We start from the raw sequence: 18,560 nt of genomic DNA, 5'->3' as shown, positions 1-18,560 counted from the left end.
CACTCCGTTGCGAAAAAACTTGAATTTGGAATGGAAAGCTTTTCGACTAAGCCAATTTTCCTTTCACCAGACGACAGTGTCAAAGTCTTCATAAAATCGGATCATTATTTAGTCAAACGAGAAGGACATGAGAAAATTAAAGTGTATAAATCGTCAGACACAAAAGACGATATACAGACTTTAAGAAACAGAAATAAATTATTCGCATTTGCTCAAAAACTTCATAATATCAATAAGGTCAGAACGAATTTTGATAGCCAAAATTTTTGGGATGAATTTAATAGTTATAATCTTGATAACGAGACACATTTGACAAAAAATCAATTTGACGAGAAACTAAAAGAAGCTGAAATTAAAATAAAAACGAGCTACAACACACCCTAAGAAAACATGTTGAGAAACTTACTGAAAGCAAGCATAGCCCAATTGAACCCATTAATTTAACCATTGATAGGCGACAGAATGCTTGAATCAGAAGAATTATAAACGAGCACTACTCTACTGCCAAAACAGAATGATGCACTTGTTAAGGCAGTGATTAAACTTTTTAATCCATTACTTTTCAACAGACTGTGCATTTTATTCCTTTTTTAACTTATCTTCGGGTTTGGAAAAAATAAATTTAACGAATTGATGGTGAATAGTTATCTGTTTTTTCGTGTCCGCCGAGGAGGAAATGGATAAAAACGGATATAACTCTAATAGTCAAAATAGTAACAAACAAATTAAACAATTGAAGCTATAAGCGATAGATGTACAATAGCACTTATACAGTTGTTGTGGGTAATGTAAAAAACAGATGAAACCTGAATGAAAGAACAAGACGACATCCAAGAAAAGATTTTCAAGATTGTGCAAACATTTTTAAAAACCCCTCCACTAATTGTTTGGGGCTCTGGAGCAACAATTTCTTTTGGATTACCAAGTATGTGGGATTTAAATGAATCTTTAAAAAAAGAAATAAAAGACTTCGATACTTCAAATGATAATTTAGAAGATGAACTTGGCAAAGAAAAATATCAAGAAAAATTACCTCAAATCAAAAAGACCATTTGGGACGAAGTAAATGACGCAGATGTATTAGTATTAAAAAAAATCATCACCAATGATACAGATGTATTCAATGGCATCAAATTATTAATTGAAAAATGTATTGAAGCTCATCCAAAAGTACTTAACATAGTTACTACTAATTATGATAGAGTATTAGAGCACATACTAGCTTATAATTGTATTGATTTCACAGACGGCTTTGAAGGGAAAAATTTATCGATTTTTGATGAAACAAATTTTAAGGATACAAATATTGTCAATATTGTAAAGGTTCACGGTTCATTAAATTGGTTTAACGTAAATGGGGAAATCAGATACTTATCAAGTGAAATAATAAATAAAATACCTCAAATTGTTGTGCCAAGTAAAAACAAATTTGAAGATACTTACAACCCTCCGTACAGAGAATTAATCCAAAAATCTGATATCTTGATAAATAATACTTTAAGTTTTCTTGTGGTAGGTTTTGGCTTTAACGATAAGCATCTAACACCAAGAATTGAAGCGAATATAAAAAAAGGAGTACCTCTTGTTTTAATAACAAAAGAAATTTCTCCAAACACATTTAAAGAACTGAAAAATGCTTCAAAATACATCTTATTTGAAGAAGCTGGAGTAGGCAAAACAAGAGTGATTTACAAAGAAAATAACTCAACAGAACAAATGGAAGAAGTTATTAATGGTGATTTTTGGCAACTGAATGAATTTATGGAAATATTATAATAATGGAAGCAGAATTTTTAATTGGAAAAGTACAAAGTGTTGATACAGGTAATGTATCAATAAAAGTTGATAAAGAACAATTGCTGAATAATGTTCAGATAAATCAAATTGTTCAAATTCGTTCAACAAAAACAGGCGAAAAAATCATTGGCTTGATTTCTAAAATAATGCGAAAAGCTGTTGCCGATAAAATTGACGAAAGCTCTGAACCTGATTTTATAATAGAAAACCTTATCAAGATAAATCTAGTAGGAACTTTGATTGAAAAGCTAGGTGTAGAAAGAAATGTTTTTAAACGAACGTTGAATACTGTACCAAGCATAAATGCAGATTGTTTTTTACTTCAAGGAAATGACCTTTCTGCTTTTATGAATATCATTTCATCGAATAGCGAAAACCCACTTAAAATCGGGAAATATACTATTGCAGAGGAATCTGATGCAAACCTTGATGGCAATAAATTCTTTCAAAGACACGCTGTAATTGTGGGAGGTACAGGATCAGGAAAGTCTTGGACAGTTGCTAATATTTTAGAAAAAGCAACTAAATTGAAATCTATTAATAGTGTTATTTTCGATTTACATGGAGAATATAAGCCTTTAGCTAATTTAGAAAACACTACTCTATTAAAAATTGCTGGACCTTCTGATAAGCCAACAGATGAAAAGGTTATGTTTTTACCTTATTGGTTATTATCCTATGAAGAGATTGAATCTATGCTGTTGGACAGGAGTGATAGTAATGCCCCAAATCAATCTAGAGCCTTATTTGATTTAATAATAAAATTCAAAAAAGAAAAACTTGAAGCTGAAGACCAAGAAGAAATTTTAAACAATTTCACAGTGGAAAGCCCTATACCTTATAAAATTAGTGATGTATTAACAGCTCTTGAAGAATTAGACACTGAAAGAGATTTTTCTGCAAGTAAAGCAGGTCGTGATGGACCTTTGGCAAAAAAGCTTACTCGGTTTATTCAACGATTGCAGAGTAAACAAGCAGATAAAAGATTGAATTTCATTTTTAATTCGGAAGATGAATTACTAGAATATGACTGGTTCAATTCACTTATTAAAAATTTACTTGATTTTGGAAATGATAAAGGATTAAAGATTATTGATTTTTCAGAAGTTCCTTCAGATATTTTACCTCTAATAACTGGATTAATTGGTAGATTAATCTTTTCAATTCAACAATGGATGGAAGAAGATAAAAGACATCCAATTGCATTATTTTGTGATGAGGCTCATCTCTACATACCTGCAAATACTAGAGGAAGTATTGAAGAAAAAGGACTACAAAGTTTTGAGCGTATTGCCAAAGAAGGTCGAAAATATGGGATTTCTTTGGTTGTTATAAGCCAAAGACCTTCTGATGTGAATAAAACAATATTAAGTCAATGTGGGAATTTTGTTGCAATGAGATTAACCAATCCAGATGATCAAAATGTAATAAAAAGATTGTTCCCTGATAATTTAGGTGGCTTTTCAGATATGTTACCAATTTTAGATGTTGGTGAAGCTTTAATTGTTGGGGACGCTTGCTTACTTCCAAGTAGAGTAATAATCGATAAACCGACAATACAGCCAGATAGTGCAACAATTGATTTTTGGGATGAATGGACTAAAGAGAAAAAAGAATCAGGAATTGAACAAGCCGTTATATCTTTAAGAAAACAGCAGAAATAATAAAGCACATACCCACAACAATTGCTATAATTAATACGGGTTTTCGTGCTTACCCAAAGTTTAGAATTTTAAAGTAAGTCCGCCAAATCTTTTGATTTGGCTTTAAAACAAAAAAGATAAAACAAAATAAAAAGTTTTGGCTAAGTGCTTAATCGAAAAGTCAGTTCCATTTAATCCCTTTCTAACCATAGCCGAGACGTTACCATTGATTGCAAAATGACGAATACTGAAAAAGCAAAATATATAGACGAATTCCTTTTAGGTTTAATTGACGCTCGATTCCCAAGTTCATTTGCTTCAATTCTAGAAAAAAGTGAAAGACCCTCTGAATCTAATTTAAATAAATTTAGATTATTAGAATATGAAGTTGAGAAAAATGACTTGGTTATTTTTGTGAGAGGTCGTGACAATTCAACTTTGAGCGGGCAGTGCGAATATAGAATAAGTGGAAAAGGAATAGATTTCGTCCTAAATGGTAAATCAACTATAAAAATTTTTAACCCTAACATGGAAATAAATTGGCAAAGAGCTTTTAATCGTTTTTTTAAAGTTGTTAATGTAAGTGGAACAGATTCTTACATGACGGGCGTAGATTTTTTAAATTTAGCAAGAGAGATAGATGACTCAATTCCTCAATATTCAAGATTTATTGAACAATTGAACGAAAATGGAAATAGAATAAGTAGAAAGGATTATTATTTTGATGTTATAAATGCAATGAGTGATGATGAAAAATTAGATTTTTATACATCCGCAATTCAGGAATTAGAAACTAAAAATCCAATTTCTAATGATTTACCTGCATTAAAGAGCCTTTTTGAAAATGGTCCGACTATCATTAGAAAAGTTGAAGCCCCATCTTCTAAAATACCAATTGAAATATATAATGATGTTTTAAATACAATTCACAGTTGTTATATCAGTGCAGAACAAAAACCTTCAATCTATGTCGGAAAAGGTGAAGAAGATTTGAGAGATTATGCTTTAGCTTTTTTAGAATCACGTTACGAAACAGCTGTAGCATCAGGTGAATCGTTCAATAAATCTGGTAAAACCGATATAATATTAAAATCTACTGAAGGCAATAATTTGTTCATAGCAGAATGTAAAATTTGGCACGGTGCGGAACAGTTTCATCAAACAATTGAACAGTTATTTGGTTATTTAACTTGGAGAGACTCAAAGGCAGCTCTAATATTTTTTGTTCAGAATAAAAAATTCGGGGATATTATTCAAAAGATTAAAGAAGAGGCTACAAAATCTATCTATTTTAAAGAGCATGTTTCAGACAGAAATACATCAAGCTTTTCATATAAATTCAAACATAAAGACGATGAAAGAAGAGAGGTTTTAATTGAAATAATGGCATACTCTTTTCCTAATCTTTAATATTATATTGATAACTAATTATATGTTAACATAATTTATTTTATTAACCTTTAATAGATTATAAATAAAAGAATGACAAAAGACAAAATTTTCAAGATTTACAATGATATTGAATTAGGACAAAATAGTATTTGTAAAAAATGTATTGAAGCAAATTGTGATTCTTTTTTTTCAAAACCAATTTCCCTTTGGAAAATAGGCAAAGAATTTGAGAATGAAACTAACAAAATATTATTCGTCGGAAAAGTGCACAGAGGTAGCAACCTCGGTCCAATGGTAAATGGCCTATTTCAAAATGCTACCGAGTTAGGGAATACTCTTTTAACTCATAATTCTTGGGCTTATTGGAGCTATACAAGAGAAATTATAAAAGAGATTTATGGAGATATCAAAACAGGTAAAGAAAAAATTGCATTTACGAACCTTATAAAATGTAATAATTCGCATACTGTTGATGAAACAAAGAAGTTTACAAAGGATAGTTGTTTATCTAAATTAAAAGTAGTTTGGAAAGAAATTGAAATATTAAAACCAAATAAAATTATATTTTACACAAATACAGATTACGACAATTATATTGACAATTATAAACCATCAAACAATTTTGAAGATATTGAAAATAAATACAAAAAGGTAACCATTGGGGCAAAAGAAATGCCTTTATGGAACAGGGTTTTCTTTGACGATAAAGGAGAGGTCATCACTGAGTTTTTAAGAGTAGGTCATCCTGAAAGATTAAAAAAATCAGATTTTGTAAATAAAGTTTCATCTTGGGTAAAAAGTCGATATCAAAAATCATAACCAACATCATTAATGTAGATTTTAATCAAATAGAATCAGCCCATTTCTGCTTTTCAATTTAACAACATATAAAAGTCATACTAACATAACTGTTTGACTATTTGACTCGAGGTTAATAGATTGAGAGCCGAGTTTGAGAACAATAACGAATGGCAACATGCTGCATAACTCATTATTAATAAGGCAGTTTGGTTAGCTTTTCCCCTATCTACACCTCCACAAAATCCGCTTGGCGGATTTCATAAAAAAGAAAAAGGTACAAAACTGCAAAGCTGTTTTTTCTAATTAGTAAATTGAAAGTGTTAATTTTAGCTACTTTACAACAAACCATTGTGCTCAATTGATAAAAATGAATATCAAGACATTATTAGTTTTAATTCTCGCAATTGCATCATTACTATCCTGCAAAAATGAACCTGTACAAACCATAAGTGGGAATTGGGCGAGAATTACAGATGATGTTTATTATGAATTCTACTTTGGAGACAGTATTGTAGAGTCCTTTAATCGAAAATTTAAATTACAGTATGTTTCTTCATATGAGTTAATAAATGACAGCATCTTAATTGATGATGAAAGATTTTCAATTGAGGTTATAAACGATTCTATTCTAATAATTTCGGATTCGGTGAGTTCTATAGAATTTCAGAAGATCTTTGATAAAAGAGATGAGTTTCTCCTGAGTGATCTGATCAAGACGGGAGTGTATAAAAAAGAATTTGATGATGAAGAATTCCAAAGAATTTTAAGAAGGTTTCTTGATAGCAATTTTACTATTAGAGAGGCAGAATATAGAATAGCAAATGGACATCTCAATAAAGATACCTTACTTGCATTATGGGAAAGTAAGGCCAGTGCAGATAGTTCTGAAAACTCCTATTGGAAATACTTAATTAAAAGAATAAAAAACTGAGCAAAACATGCTCTAGAGTACATTGTGAGGGAAGCAGTTTTTTCTTTCCGATTGCTATCGGAATAGTAAATTGCAAACATTATCTTTACCTACCGCCTAACTAATCTTTTACGAATGTTAGCCATAATAAAAAAATGAGCGATAATAAATCATCAATAAGAAATATAATTTGTGCAAATGATGATATTTATATTCTTGACTTCTACAAGAATTATTTTGAGACGGTTTATATAATATTACATCCATTTTGTAAAATAAAAGATGTAGATAAATTGAATTATAAAACAGAATATCCCAACAAAAAACAAATAACCACACTTTGTGAATTAATCACTTGGAAAGAATTTATCAAGTTATCAAATATTAAAGATTTAGAAACTTTGGATATTGCCCTTAGAAATTCTACTGGAGGGTTAATAAAGAAATATGAAAATAATATCGCTTTAAAAAAGCTAAATGACACTTCGGAAAAGCATAAAATATATCATCCAAATGAAGGTATGTTTGAAGATTCAATAATTGATTTAATATGTCAATCATTTATTACAATAGGGATTGAAAAAATTATTGCAGGAAATGAATTTGGAGATGAAAATAGAAGTTTAAATGTTCAGGATGTAATTGAGAATCGCTCCGAAATAAATTCAACAGAACGTAACCTCTATTCTGAAAATAACGAAATACTTTATACTGTTCATTGGGATAGTCATTTTACACTATTATGTTCGAGTAAAAAAAATGTTGAAAAAATTGTTTCAGAATATAATTTTGAGGGATTTTATTGTAGGCAAGACACTGACATCTTTTGGAGTATAAAAAAATAAAAACTACTTATAACAAAGAACTGAAGAAAAAAACAAACAATTTCCTCCTTAATTTGAGTCATAGTTCTCCTAGGCTCAAAGATTCGAAACCGCCTAATTTTCAACTACTAAATGTAGGCAATTAGACGAAACACCTTACCAACAGACAAAACAATGAAATTTGACAAACATTTTCCAACTGAAAGACTAAAACCCTACATCAAATATTTTGTAGTGTCGGAAAATGAATTGGAAAATGAATACAAGGTTTTTCCATCTTCGGGACTTGTTATTGGTTTTCAATACAAAGGACAACTTTCAACTATAAAAGACAACACTGAAAACAAACTGAATTCGGCAGGAATTACAGGAATTACTGATGGTTACAAGATCTTCAAAAATTCGGCAGACATAGGTACAATATTGGTTTACTTTACCGAAATTGGCTTTACGCATTTTGCTTCCAATCCTGCGGATGAACTTTTTAATTTAAGCCTTTCACTTGACGATATTTTCGACAAAAAAAATGTATCCGAAGTAGAAGAAAAATTGACAATCGCAACTTCAGACAAGCAAAGAATAAAAATCATTGAGCTGTTTTTAGTATCTCAATTCAAAGACATTCAAACCGACAAATTAATTGTGGAAGCAGTTAAACTCATCTATCAAACTAATGGCACAATACGTATAAAGGATTTGAACCAAAAATTATTTATCAGCCAAAGTCCATTAGAAAAGCGGTTTAGAAAAGTAGTAGGAACAACAGCCAAAAAATTTGCTTCTATTGTTCGGTTCAATTCAGTTCTTGACAATCTGAACGAAACCAAAACGCTGACAGAAATCTGTTACAAAAACAATTTTTACGACCAAGCTCATTTTATCAAAGATTTCAAACAATTTACGGGCGATACTCCTGAAAATTTTAAACGATTTTTGTAAAAAAACGATTTTTTACAATTACAGATTTTTTCATCTTTGCAACTTTGCATTGAAATTGAAACAAATCATTAATAACATTTGAACAAAGCAACTATGTTTACAGTAGAACAAATCAAAACGGCTCACAGCAAAGTGAAATCAGGTGCTGACTTTCCTTCTTACATCAAGGAAATTAAGGCATTAGGCGTAACACACTATGAAGCTTATGTAACCGATGGACATATCAACTATCACAGTGGGAAAGATTATACAGCAACAGTTCCAGCCAAATATGAAATGTTGGTAATTGCCAAAAGTCCAAAAACGGAAGAATTTAAAGCAGAATTATTAGCCCATCAACATGGAAAAACTGACTATCTTACATTTATAAAAATGTGTGCAGAAACAGGGATTGAAAAATGGGAGATTTGTATGGACAAAATGACTTGCATATACTTTGACAAAGCAGGAAATGAAATTTTGGTAGAACAGATACCACAATAAAAACTGCCAACTACAAAGCACTCAGCTAAAAAACAAACCATTTCCTCTTTAATTTGAGATAGAATCATCATAGGCTCAAAAATTCGAAATCGCCTACTTTTCAACTACTACCCCTTGACGAATTACTAAAAAATTTACAAAAAATAACATTTTACATTCATTTAAAACTTAAATTAATCGAATCAAACCATTCGTTTAAAATACGTTACACTTTAATTGCTTGAATCAGTAAAATAAATTGGTGTATTCCAAAATAGTGTACTTTCGCTCACTAATACACACACCAAATTCTACGAAAGATGAATCAAAGTAAATGCAAATTCGTTTTATTAATCAGCTTTTTAGCTCTTTTTGCTGGGTGTGCAGAAAGTAAAAACAATCAATCTGATTCTACTGAAATAGTAGACAATGAAAAATTATCGTTGCCATTGGACGATAGTTACTTTGTTCCATTAATGGAAACAAAAGATGATGCACTTCAAGCCGCTCTACAGCAAATTGTTAAGAAAAATCCCAAATGGGCCGAATTGGTCAAAAACAAAAAGATGTCGTTTGGAGTGGTTGATTTATATGACATTGAGAACATAAAGTACGCGGCTATTAATGGCAAAAACATGATGTATGCTGCCAGCTTACCAAAAATTGCGGTGCTATTGGCTGCCATGGATGCCTTGGAAAAAAATGAAATCGAAGACACGAAGGAATTAAGAGCTGATTTAAGAATTATGATTAGCAAAAGTAATAATGCGGCGACCACTCGTGTTATTGACCTATTGGGTTTTGAAAAGATTGCGGCGGTTATGCAAGATCCAGACTACAAATATTATGACAAATCTAACGGTGGTGGATTGTGGGTTGGAAAACGTTATGCTGCTTCTGGAAAAAGAGAACCCGAACCTTTAAAAGGAATTAGCCATGCGGCTACAGTGGATCAAGTATGTCGGTTTTACTATGATTTAGCTTTTGGAAGAATGGTCAATAAGGAGCGTTCAATCCAAATGTTGTCCTATATGGAAAAGCCTGAAATTCACCATAAATTTGTAAATTCAATCGAAAAAATTGCGCCTAAAGCGAAATTGTATCGCAAATCAGGTTCTTGGTCTACTTTTCATGCCGATTCTATTTTGGTGTGGGAAGATGGAAAAAGACGGTATATTTTAGTGGCATTGATTGACGATAAAAATGGAGAACAAATTATCAGACAGTTGGTCAATCCAATTGAAAAAGCATTAAAAATAGCGAGTCACACTGCAGCACAATAAGAAACAAAAAACGCATGAATTTAGGTGGTGCTATACGGAAACTGATTCAAAAGACATTCGATATTCGAAAAGGGGAGTTTAAAATTGCCATGCTCCTTCAGGCCTGTATCTTTTTGATCATTGCCACTTTACTGATTGTCAAACCGATTGTAAATGCCTTATTCATCAATCGGTTTGGAGTAGAAAGTCTACCGCAAGCTTATGTGCTGTTGGCTGTTGTCGCTATTTTAATCTCCACTGTTTACTCCAATACGTTAAATCGACTGAAATTAATTTCTGTCATTCTCAGAACGTTAATTATTTCTGCCATAGCGCTCATTTCATTTGGGTTCCTCTTGATTTACAAAGTGAATGTGGGTTGGGTCATTTACATTTTTTACATCTGGACTTCCATTTTTGCCGTGCTCAGCGGATCCCAATTTTGGATCTTGGCCAATGTGGTTTTTAACGTCCGTGAAGCCAAACGGATTTTTAGTTTCATTGGTGCCGGAGCTATTTTAGGTGGAATTTTGGGAGGTTACCTCACCTCTATTCTGGTTGAATTTACTGGAACAGAACCGTTGTTGTTTGTTGCTGCTTTCTTGCTCATTCTTTGTATCCCAATCAACTTAATGATTTGGAAAAATAGCGCCGGGAAATACAGTCAATTCAAGCGGAAAAAAAGGCAATCCTTTTTGAGTGATAATCCAGTCCGATCCATATTGAAGTCTAAACTTTTGACTTACCTCGCTGCTATTTTAGGAATGAGTGTACTGGTCGCGAAATTGGTAGAATATCAATTCAGTGACATCGCCTCTTCCATCATTTCCAACTCGGATGATTTGGCGCAGTTCTTTGCTTTTTGGTCGAGTAACTTCAACCTCATTTCTCTGCTCGTTCAAGTATTGGTTACCCGATGGATTGTGGGCAATTATGGCGTCGGAAAATCCTTGTTGATTCTACCTTTGGGAATCGCTTTTGGAGCACTCATTACCTTTACTTTCCCTGAATTATGGGCGGTCGTTATTCTAAAAGCCATCGACGGAAGTTTAAAACAAAGTGTGAATAAGTCGGCAGTTGAACTCCTAGGCTTGCCAGTTCCATTCGAAATTAAGAAACGCACCAAGACGTTTATCGACGTGGTAGTGGACAGTGTAGCCACAGGAATAGCAGGATTTATTCTAATCTTCATCATCAACGGATTGGAGTTGGGAACCGAAGTCGTAAGCGGGGTCATCTTTATATTAAGTGGCGTTTGGGTTTGGTTGGTTTTTAAGGTTCGAAAAGAGTATTTAAACTCCTTTCAACTCATAAACACTGGGAAAAAAGCTGAAAAGGCTGCTTTAAAATTGACCAAGGCCAATACGGTAATTGATAGCTTTCAAAAAATCATTGCCGACAATAAAGTACCACAGATCTTGTACTTATTGGATCAATTGAAACAAATTACCGATCCTCGTTTTCAAAAATATTTATTGCCCTTAATTCATCATGAGAATAAAGAAGTGGCTGCAAAGACGATTCAGTTGCTTCGTTTTTTTAAAGAACCCATCATCCCCGATCAGGAGATTAATTCGCTCTTAACCCATCAAGAAGAAGACATACGTGTAGAGTCCTTTTTGTACTTGCTTCGTTACACCAAAGAAGACAAGCAACACCTGATGGAGAAATACTTGAACTTGTCAGACCATTACATCAGTGCTACAGCGCTTTTGGCTTTGGTAGAAAACGCTAGAAGTAGTTTTACCTTGAGATACAAAGATTTTATCCTTAAAAAGTTAAATCAAACGGTTGAAATTATTGATTCCACTCCAGACCAAGATTTGAAGCAATTTCTTGAAATCATCACCATAAAAATTAGAGCACTTTTACAACAAGACGAAGACCTCGAATTACTCGAAAAATACTTGTCGCATGAGAATCCGGTGATCGTTAGTCAGGCCATAGCATCCACAGCTTTTACTCTTAATGATCGATTTATTGGTCATTATATTGAGTTATTGGGCAGTAAACTCCATAGAAATGAAGCGAAACATGCGCTCTTTCAATATGGATTTCAAATGATTGAGGAGCTGGGGAAAAGAGTGCGACAAAAAGAGGTGCCTCAAAATGCATTGCATTTCATCCCAAGTGTGTTGGAGCAATTTGAATCTCAAAAGGCTGTTGCAGAATTGTTCGTTTTATTGGATCATGAAGATTTAGCAGTGCGGTTGGAAAGCATTCGATCGTTGAATAAAATTCATGCTCACTTTCCATTGTTGAATATTCGAAAAAGGGATGTCATCGAAAAAATCAATAAAGAATGTAAAATTTACCTGCAAACACTGAATATGATTCATACGCAAGTGTTGGTCGTTTTTCACAACAAAGATAAAAGCAGTCAGCCAAGTATGGAACTCGTTGAAGCACGCCAAAGCTTAATGAAGTTATTGGAAAGCCGAATGGAAAGTCATTTGGAGCGCATCTTTGGTTTATTGGGACTCAACTACCCTTCAGCTGACATGAGCAAGGCGTATGAAGCCATTCAGAGTGAGCAAACCGATACGCGCATCAATGCCATCGAATACTTGGATAATCTACTGGAAGGTGACTTAAAACGGCTGTTGATTCCGATTATTGAGGTTTCCATTCTGGATTCTATTAGTGAAGAAATTTTACGGGAATTAGACTTGAAAGAAATGGGAGAATTTGAATGTTATAAGTTGATTTTAAGCCGAAACGATTCCAAGCTAAAGTTGGCAGTTATCTATCTCATCGGTCACCTAAAAGATGCTAGATATCAGCCCTTGCTCAAAGAATTATTAAAGGATAGTAACTCTAAAGTGAGGGATTATGCTCAGAATGCATTGGCTAAATTCACTTCATAATCCGGTCAATACTCGTCGCAATGTTCAAGTGATCTAGGTTGGAGTTTTTTCGCAATACATTACTCATCAAACACACCATATAAGTGGCTCCATTTGGTTGTTCTACTATTGCAATAGAATTCATGTAATTGTCAATATTTCCCATGTACTTGCCGCATTTAAACCCTTCTTCTGGTCGGCATTTATACAAACTCCCAGACTTGAAATACACGGCTGCCTCTTTTAAAGCTGGCGATGAAGCATATCGGATTCTTCGGTCTGTTTGATACAACAATCGCTTGATTTCTAAACTCGAATTTTGATCGACAATTAGTCCTCTTTCCATGGCTACTAAATACTTCATCAACCCTTGAGTGGTGCCGATACTGCCGCCTTTACTCGGAATTATTCCGCTTCCACCTTTTGTAAAAAAGCTTCCCAAACGCCATTCGTCTTCTCCAATATTCAATTCTCTTAATGGCTGATTCACCACTTCCATAGCTAGTGTACTCAATTCTTTTTTAGGGGTTTCTGCAAAATATTGATCGGCTTCTTCTTGTGTTAAATGAGGATACTTCTCACCAAAAGCACGCATCAACACCACTTCTCTCCACAATACACTGGCGGCTCCGTTATTACTCACACTCACCATATGGTCTGCCCATTCAAACAAAGTAAACATGTCTGAGGCTGCCACCGGTCGCTTTTTAAATTCTTTGGTTTCTGCATTGTAATGCGGAACAGTATGACTATCCGTCAATCCCCATGGTCCGGCTTTTACAATTCGATTGCACAAAAGGGTCGCTCGATCTTCATAAGAATCGGGATAAATCTTAGCCAATTCTACAAACATTCCAGTCAAAACAGCCAATTTCCCCACACTTCCGGGCTGATACCCTCTATTTTCTTTACGCTGCGCAAAACGAATCGGTCGACCAGGTGTAATGTCCAAAATGGTTACTGAATAACTTTCATTCAACCCAGGGAATAACCCATTAATCGACTTTTGCAATTGAGCATCAGGAGCAGGTAAACTATCCAAACTATCGCCTCTTTGTCCCAACAAATTCAACTGTATATCATTGATCGACTTCAACATTCCAGGTAAAGGTTTCGCTTCCTTAATTTTTCCATCCAGAATTAATTGAAGCCTCAATAAACGACGAATGTGACTGTGCTCAAAACCATCAATTGGGTAACCGCCTGAAAAGGTGAAAAACAAGCAAAAACTCAATGTCAATAGTACTTTTAGTTGATTCGTTTTCATGGTTACAGTTTGCTAGATATTGGAATTTGTAATTCGAGGTTTACTTTTGGCGTGATGGATTCAAGGTAAGCCGAAGCTTGGGCTTTCTTGTTCTCCACAAACGGCCGCACCTGAAACAGCCACAATTTATTGTCTTTAAATCCTAACTCCACATCGTAAGGTCCTTCTGAGCTTATCCCAGGAGTATTGGGCAATGTTTTCCGAAGTTCGGCTGAAAGAGTTCTTATTTCTGCCAAATTACCTTCGTTCAATATCGGACGATTAAAAGCTGCCATTGTTTTCTCAGAACCTCCAGTCACGGGCAATCTATTGTACGTCATATCTCTTGATGGAGAAAGCAATGTATTATTGGTAGCGGTAATCAATCTCGTTTCTGCTGCCTGACCATCAACTGCTCCACCTGCTCCTCTGCTAAAAGCTACCGTCAAGTCTTCTGCTTTTCTATTGGTGATACCTTTAGTGATCAATACGCCACTGTAGTCTACATCCACACTTGGGATAATCAGAATACTTGGAAACACATACGTTGGATTGCTCAAGTATTTCTGACGCCATTTGTAGCTTCGCTCACTATATGGTGATGCCCAAACTTCCCGAATTCCTTGCAGAATTCGGCCTTTATCAGCGGCATTGAAAATGGTTAGATTCAAACCGGCACCAGTAAAATCTTTCAAGTCTTCCATGTTAGTATCACTTCTCAAGAATACTGGAATCTTGCCCATCCGTTTTCCCAAAACCAACAAAAATCCTTGTTCCAAGTCCTGAATAAATTCAGGTAAAAAAGGCATTTTTAGAATCTCAGCGCGTAAAATCACCAACTGCTCCAATTCGTATTCGTCTGCTTTTTTCTCTTCTATTCCACTATTTCGCATTCGGTTGCCTTCCTCAAAAATAGCATTCAAAAATTGCCAATAGCTTTGAGTTTGATCAGGCATTAGTTGATCCATGTGCGCCTTAAATACACCAAACGGCATAACCAACCCTTCCACTACATTATCAGGGAACACCGCTTTCAATTGGCCTAAATTCGCCGCCTTTGGTCCGCAAATTTTTCCAGATTGCGATGCCCTCACATTTCGAAGGTTCAACAATTTGGTTTGATCCAATCGGATTAAATCTTCCTCCACTCCTATCTTTTCAGTATTTCGCTCTTTTTTCAAGAATAGATTTTTCTCGATTTCTGTCATGTCTTTTTCAAGCTTCATCGCTACAGATCCTGCAGGACTTACCGAATAAAAAATTACTTTCCCGGCCATTTTCTTCAATTGCACCATGTTTTCATCGGAAAGTACCGCATTTGGAATCCCAAGATTCCGCGCCAACAATTGCACATGCGACACTAAATTCCCTTCGCTCACCGTTGCTATTCCTGCAATAGGCTTTAAATCAGACGGCGGTCGCTGAAAGATGTAAATCTTATCTGATGAAATCTCCAAATCTTCAGACTCATTCTCAACCACGACTAATTCTCCTTTGGCATATCCAGGATTTAATCCTCTTATCTGTCCTTGGTTGGGCAAATTAAAAACAGCATTATTGATTCCTGATTTCTTGGCGATTAAATCATTCAACTGCCCCACACTTTCACCCAAGGCCAATCCGATGGTTGCTCGAATTCTATCGTCTACAAATCCTTGTGCTTGCAGCTCAAAAGGAGCGTACAAATCAATTACATTTTTATATACCGCTTTTGTCATTCCAACTCCCCATTCTACTGCACTTCTGGAGGCAAATAAATAGTCATTCAACTGAGCCAATGAAACAGATTCCGATGCAGGTAATTTCAAACGAGGTTCCAACGCTTTCCATTCCCAGATCTCTAAGGCACCTGTTGCTGCCATTGCTTTGGATAAATAGTTGATTTTTTGAATCAACTCTTTCAGCGTAACACTCTTTATTTTAGGTACTTCTTTAAAAGCTACTGCTTCCAACTGGATGGATAATTCCAACAGGTTTAATCGTTCTTTAGCAGTTTGTTTTTCGTTGGTTGTCAATCGAATCTCCCACATCAAATCAGCTGTTCGTTCCAATCGTTTCAAACTGCTTTCAGAAGTTTTATAAGCCGATAAATAGGCGGTAATGCTTTTGTATAACTCCGGATTAGACTTTAATCCATCTACGTAAACTTTTAGTTCCTCCGCTTTTACAGGTTGGTAAAAGGTTTCTAAATCAGCAATCAATTCATCAAACTTCTTCAATTGAGTGGCCGAAATCTTAGCTGCATTATTCGACTTAAATTGTTTCAATTTAGCGATATCGCCTTCTCCTGGCTGTCCGTGCAATTTGATTCTAAGGTTCATAAACGATGGCATTTCATCGGATAAAACTTTAGAGGTTCCTCGTATTCGCTGTGCTAAACTGTTGTCTCCTTTGTGCGGTATGTCCAACAAACTCTGACGAATCAGGTAAAAATTTTGAGCGACCTCTTTGTCTTGTGAAAGCAACCATTGGTAAAACTCAATTCCCCACGCTTCTTCATCTTCTACCTGCAATGCCCCTCGGTAGTATTGTGCCTTTCGGTAAATCCAACCGTTGTCTACCAACTTCAAGTATTTTTGCAGTTGATATTGCTTAATGCGGCTATTCAATTGTTTGTCGTTCCAAAAACTTTCATAATCGATTCCTGTAAGTACTTGATTAAAGTACAAACCATTGCTCTTTTCCAATTGAATCATGGAAGCTTTTAACCGCGCATGCTGCACTCCTCCAGGTTGCGGACACCTTTCTTGGGGATTTAAAATACTGCCATCAGTACAAAACCATTTGATGTCTTGATAAGGCCCTCTTGGGTCTGATTTTAAATTTTGAACTATTTTCTTTAATCCATCAGTGTCAACCGATTGAGAAATAGCATTAGAAGTAAAAAATAAGAAGATAATAAATAGTGCGATCGACAGATTTTTTTTCAAAAGATAACGGTTAAAACGGTTTGTGATTTGGTACTAAAGTTAACAATTATACGCCTTATTAATTGATAGCTTTAAGGAACGTTTTTCAATTGAAATTCTGTACAAAAACCTTCAAGGGTTACTTTCATTCAGCCTACTAACCCTCCAAGGGTTACTTTCAAGCTGATTACTAACCCTTGGAGGGTTAGCTAATCATCCTCTTCTTCTATTTCAAGAATAGTTTCCTCATTTACTAATCGCTTATTGTGAACGGCTTTAAAATTTTCTTCATCTTCAAATAGTTCAATTACTTCATTTATTTCAATTAAGCTACTATTCTTTGACAAGATACTTTTGTATGAAGAATGTAAATATTCATAAAATCGATCTACGACTCCATGATTCTCAGGATTTAAATGCACATAGATGATTGCCTGAATTAAATAATTCTTAGTGTCTATTTCTTTTCTTTTGAAATTGGGTGAAAAAAGACTTCCATTTCGTCGATAACGTTTATTGATCGCTTGAGTGTAAGAATTGAAAAAGTGACTGAATTGAAGGCTCATTAGTCGGCTAATGAGTGGCGCCATCTCCATTGAAGATTTAGTGTTTGCTTTTACAATCTTTTCAGCAAAAAAACGCTTTAAATCTTGATCAGGTTTTATTTGCAATACAAAATGAAAATAATTGGGAATGAGACAATATGCATATACATTAGCAATTGGAGAGATATACTTTTGAAATTGACTCAAAAAGTAACGATAGTTTTCTACTTCTTTAAATAACAATTCTTTATTATTGGTTCTGTTATAGATGTGATAAAATTTATCGGCTTTCATTGATTTATTGAATTAGAAAATTCTATTAAGTTAATTAAAAGTTGAATAACTTATCAAATGATGCTGATTCTTAAACACTATAAGGGTTACTTTCATGCAGCATAATATGCTCAGCATTAAACCCTCCAAGGGTTACTTTCAAGCAGCATAAAATGCTCGCATTAAAACCCTCCAAGGGTTACTTTCAAGCAGCATAAAATGCTCTGCATTAAAACCTTCCAAGGGTTACTTTCAAGCAGCATAATATGCTCTGCATTAAAACCTTCCAAGGGTTACTTTCATGCAGCATAATATGCTCTGCATTAAAACCTTCCAAGGGTTACTTTCATGCAGCATGAAATGCTCTAAAACCCTCCAAGGGTTACTTTCAAGCTGATTACTAACCCTTGGAGGGTTGGTAAGTAATTGGCCCAACTTAAATCAATAGCCGACAATTTGTTCATCCAAATAACACCAAGCCCATTTTTCGTCGGGTTCTGCTGATATCACAAGGGCATGACCTTCCAATTGAAAATGCTTCGTCATGTGTTTATTAGGTGAAGAATCACAACAAAGAGTCGCACCACAGTCTTGACATATCCTGAGATGTACCCAACTATCACCAGTTTTCACACATTCATCACATGCATACTTTTCAGCTGTTTTTAAAACCTTAAAATTTTTCAAATGACTGCAGCTCATCGTTTAATT

Annotated in this window: 16 protein-coding genes; 11 read left to right on the top strand and 5 right to left on the bottom strand. The window is 34.4% G+C overall.

Annotated features, from left to right (window positions below):
• Window positions 1-384, top strand: a 384-nt coding sequence (locus ACTB0X_RS15975) for a hypothetical protein (RefSeq protein ID WP_463026036.1), incomplete at its 5' end; no start/stop codon positions are given.
• A gap of 56 nt (window positions 385-440) precedes the next feature.
• On the opposite strand, the gene ACTB0X_RS15970 is transcribed toward ACTB0X_RS15975, so the two are convergent.
• The gene (locus ACTB0X_RS15970; RefSeq protein ID WP_463026035.1) at window positions 441-578 is read right to left on the bottom strand and encodes a hypothetical protein; all 138 of its coding nucleotides are present in this window, start codon (window positions 576-578) and stop codon (window positions 441-443) included.
• A gap of 232 nt (window positions 579-810) precedes the next feature.
• Here ACTB0X_RS15970 and ACTB0X_RS15965 point away from each other — a divergent pair, with 232 nt between their 5' ends.
• The 10 genes from ACTB0X_RS15965 (at window position 811) to ACTB0X_RS15920 (ending at window position 12,897) form a co-directional block, all read left to right on the top strand.
• Window positions 811-1,776, top strand: coding sequence for an SIR2 family protein (locus tag ACTB0X_RS15965; protein ID WP_463026034.1), 966 nt, complete (start codon window positions 811-813; stop codon window positions 1,774-1,776).
• A 2-nt stretch (window positions 1,777-1,778) separates the two neighbouring features.
• Window positions 1,779-3,461: an ATP-binding protein gene (locus tag ACTB0X_RS15960; RefSeq protein ID WP_463026033.1), complete on the top strand. Its 1,683-nt coding sequence runs from the start codon at window positions 1,779-1,781 to the stop codon at window positions 3,459-3,461.
• A 216-nt stretch (window positions 3,462-3,677) separates the two neighbouring features.
• A complete protein-coding gene (locus ACTB0X_RS15955; RefSeq protein ID WP_463026032.1) occupies window positions 3,678-4,850 on the top strand; it encodes a hypothetical protein in 1,173 nt (390 codons plus the stop codon).
• Between the two features lie 72 nt (window positions 4,851-4,922).
• On the top strand, window positions 4,923-5,651 hold the full coding sequence (locus ACTB0X_RS15950; protein ID WP_463026031.1) for a hypothetical protein: 729 nt from the start codon (window positions 4,923-4,925) through the stop codon (window positions 5,649-5,651).
• A 349-nt stretch (window positions 5,652-6,000) separates the two neighbouring features.
• Window positions 6,001-6,564 carry a hypothetical protein gene (locus ACTB0X_RS15945; RefSeq protein ID WP_463026030.1) on the top strand — a complete coding sequence of 188 codons (564 nt, stop codon included), beginning with the start codon at window positions 6,001-6,003 and terminating at the stop codon, window positions 6,562-6,564.
• Between the two features lie 134 nt (window positions 6,565-6,698).
• Window positions 6,699-7,388, top strand: a complete 690-nt coding sequence (locus ACTB0X_RS15940) for a DUF2711 family protein (RefSeq protein WP_463026029.1) — start codon at window positions 6,699-6,701, stop codon at window positions 7,386-7,388.
• 153 nt (window positions 7,389-7,541) lie between these two features.
• Complete coding sequence (locus tag ACTB0X_RS15935; RefSeq protein WP_463026028.1) at window positions 7,542-8,306, top strand: helix-turn-helix domain-containing protein; 765 nt, start codon at window positions 7,542-7,544, stop codon at window positions 8,304-8,306.
• A 93-nt stretch (window positions 8,307-8,399) separates the two neighbouring features.
• Window positions 8,400-8,789 carry a DUF1398 domain-containing protein gene (locus ACTB0X_RS15930; protein ID WP_463026027.1) on the top strand — a complete coding sequence of 130 codons (390 nt, stop codon included), beginning with the start codon at window positions 8,400-8,402 and terminating at the stop codon, window positions 8,787-8,789.
• 299 nt (window positions 8,790-9,088) lie between these two features.
• Window positions 9,089-10,051, top strand: coding sequence for a serine hydrolase (locus tag ACTB0X_RS15925; RefSeq protein ID WP_463026026.1), 963 nt, complete (start codon window positions 9,089-9,091; stop codon window positions 10,049-10,051).
• Between the two features lie 14 nt (window positions 10,052-10,065).
• Window positions 10,066-12,897, top strand: a complete 2,832-nt coding sequence (locus tag ACTB0X_RS15920) for a hypothetical protein (protein WP_463026025.1) — start codon at window positions 10,066-10,068, stop codon at window positions 12,895-12,897.
• Here the strand turns inward: ACTB0X_RS15920 and ACTB0X_RS15915 are convergent.
• The 4 genes from ACTB0X_RS15915 to ACTB0X_RS15900 all read right to left on the bottom strand — a co-directional run bounded on the left by ACTB0X_RS15915 (window position 12,887) and on the right by ACTB0X_RS15900 (window position 18,551).
• Window positions 12,887-14,143: a serine hydrolase gene (locus tag ACTB0X_RS15915; protein ID WP_463026024.1), complete on the bottom strand. Its 1,257-nt coding sequence runs from the start codon at window positions 14,141-14,143 to the stop codon at window positions 12,887-12,889. The two genes, ACTB0X_RS15920 and ACTB0X_RS15915, sit on opposite strands and share 11 nt — an antisense overlap.
• 2 nt (window positions 14,144-14,145) lie before the next feature.
• Window positions 14,146-17,052 carry a PEP/pyruvate-binding domain-containing protein gene (locus ACTB0X_RS15910; protein ID WP_463026023.1) on the bottom strand — a complete coding sequence of 969 codons (2,907 nt, stop codon included), beginning with the start codon at window positions 17,050-17,052 and terminating at the stop codon, window positions 14,146-14,148.
• Between the two features lie 188 nt (window positions 17,053-17,240).
• Window positions 17,241-17,870 (bottom strand): transposase, encoded by a 630-nt coding sequence (locus ACTB0X_RS15905; protein WP_463026022.1) that lies wholly within the window; start codon window positions 17,868-17,870, stop codon window positions 17,241-17,243.
• A 420-nt stretch (window positions 17,871-18,290) separates the two neighbouring features.
• Window positions 18,291-18,551, bottom strand: coding sequence for a UBP-type zinc finger domain-containing protein (locus ACTB0X_RS15900; RefSeq protein WP_463026021.1), 261 nt, complete (start codon window positions 18,549-18,551; stop codon window positions 18,291-18,293).
• Window positions 18,552-18,560 lie beyond the last annotated feature (9 nt).

It is taken from the genome of Acidiluteibacter sp., assembly GCF_055129545.1.
Note: the sequence above shows the minus strand (reverse complement) of the source record. Positions and strands in the feature narration are given on the sequence as shown.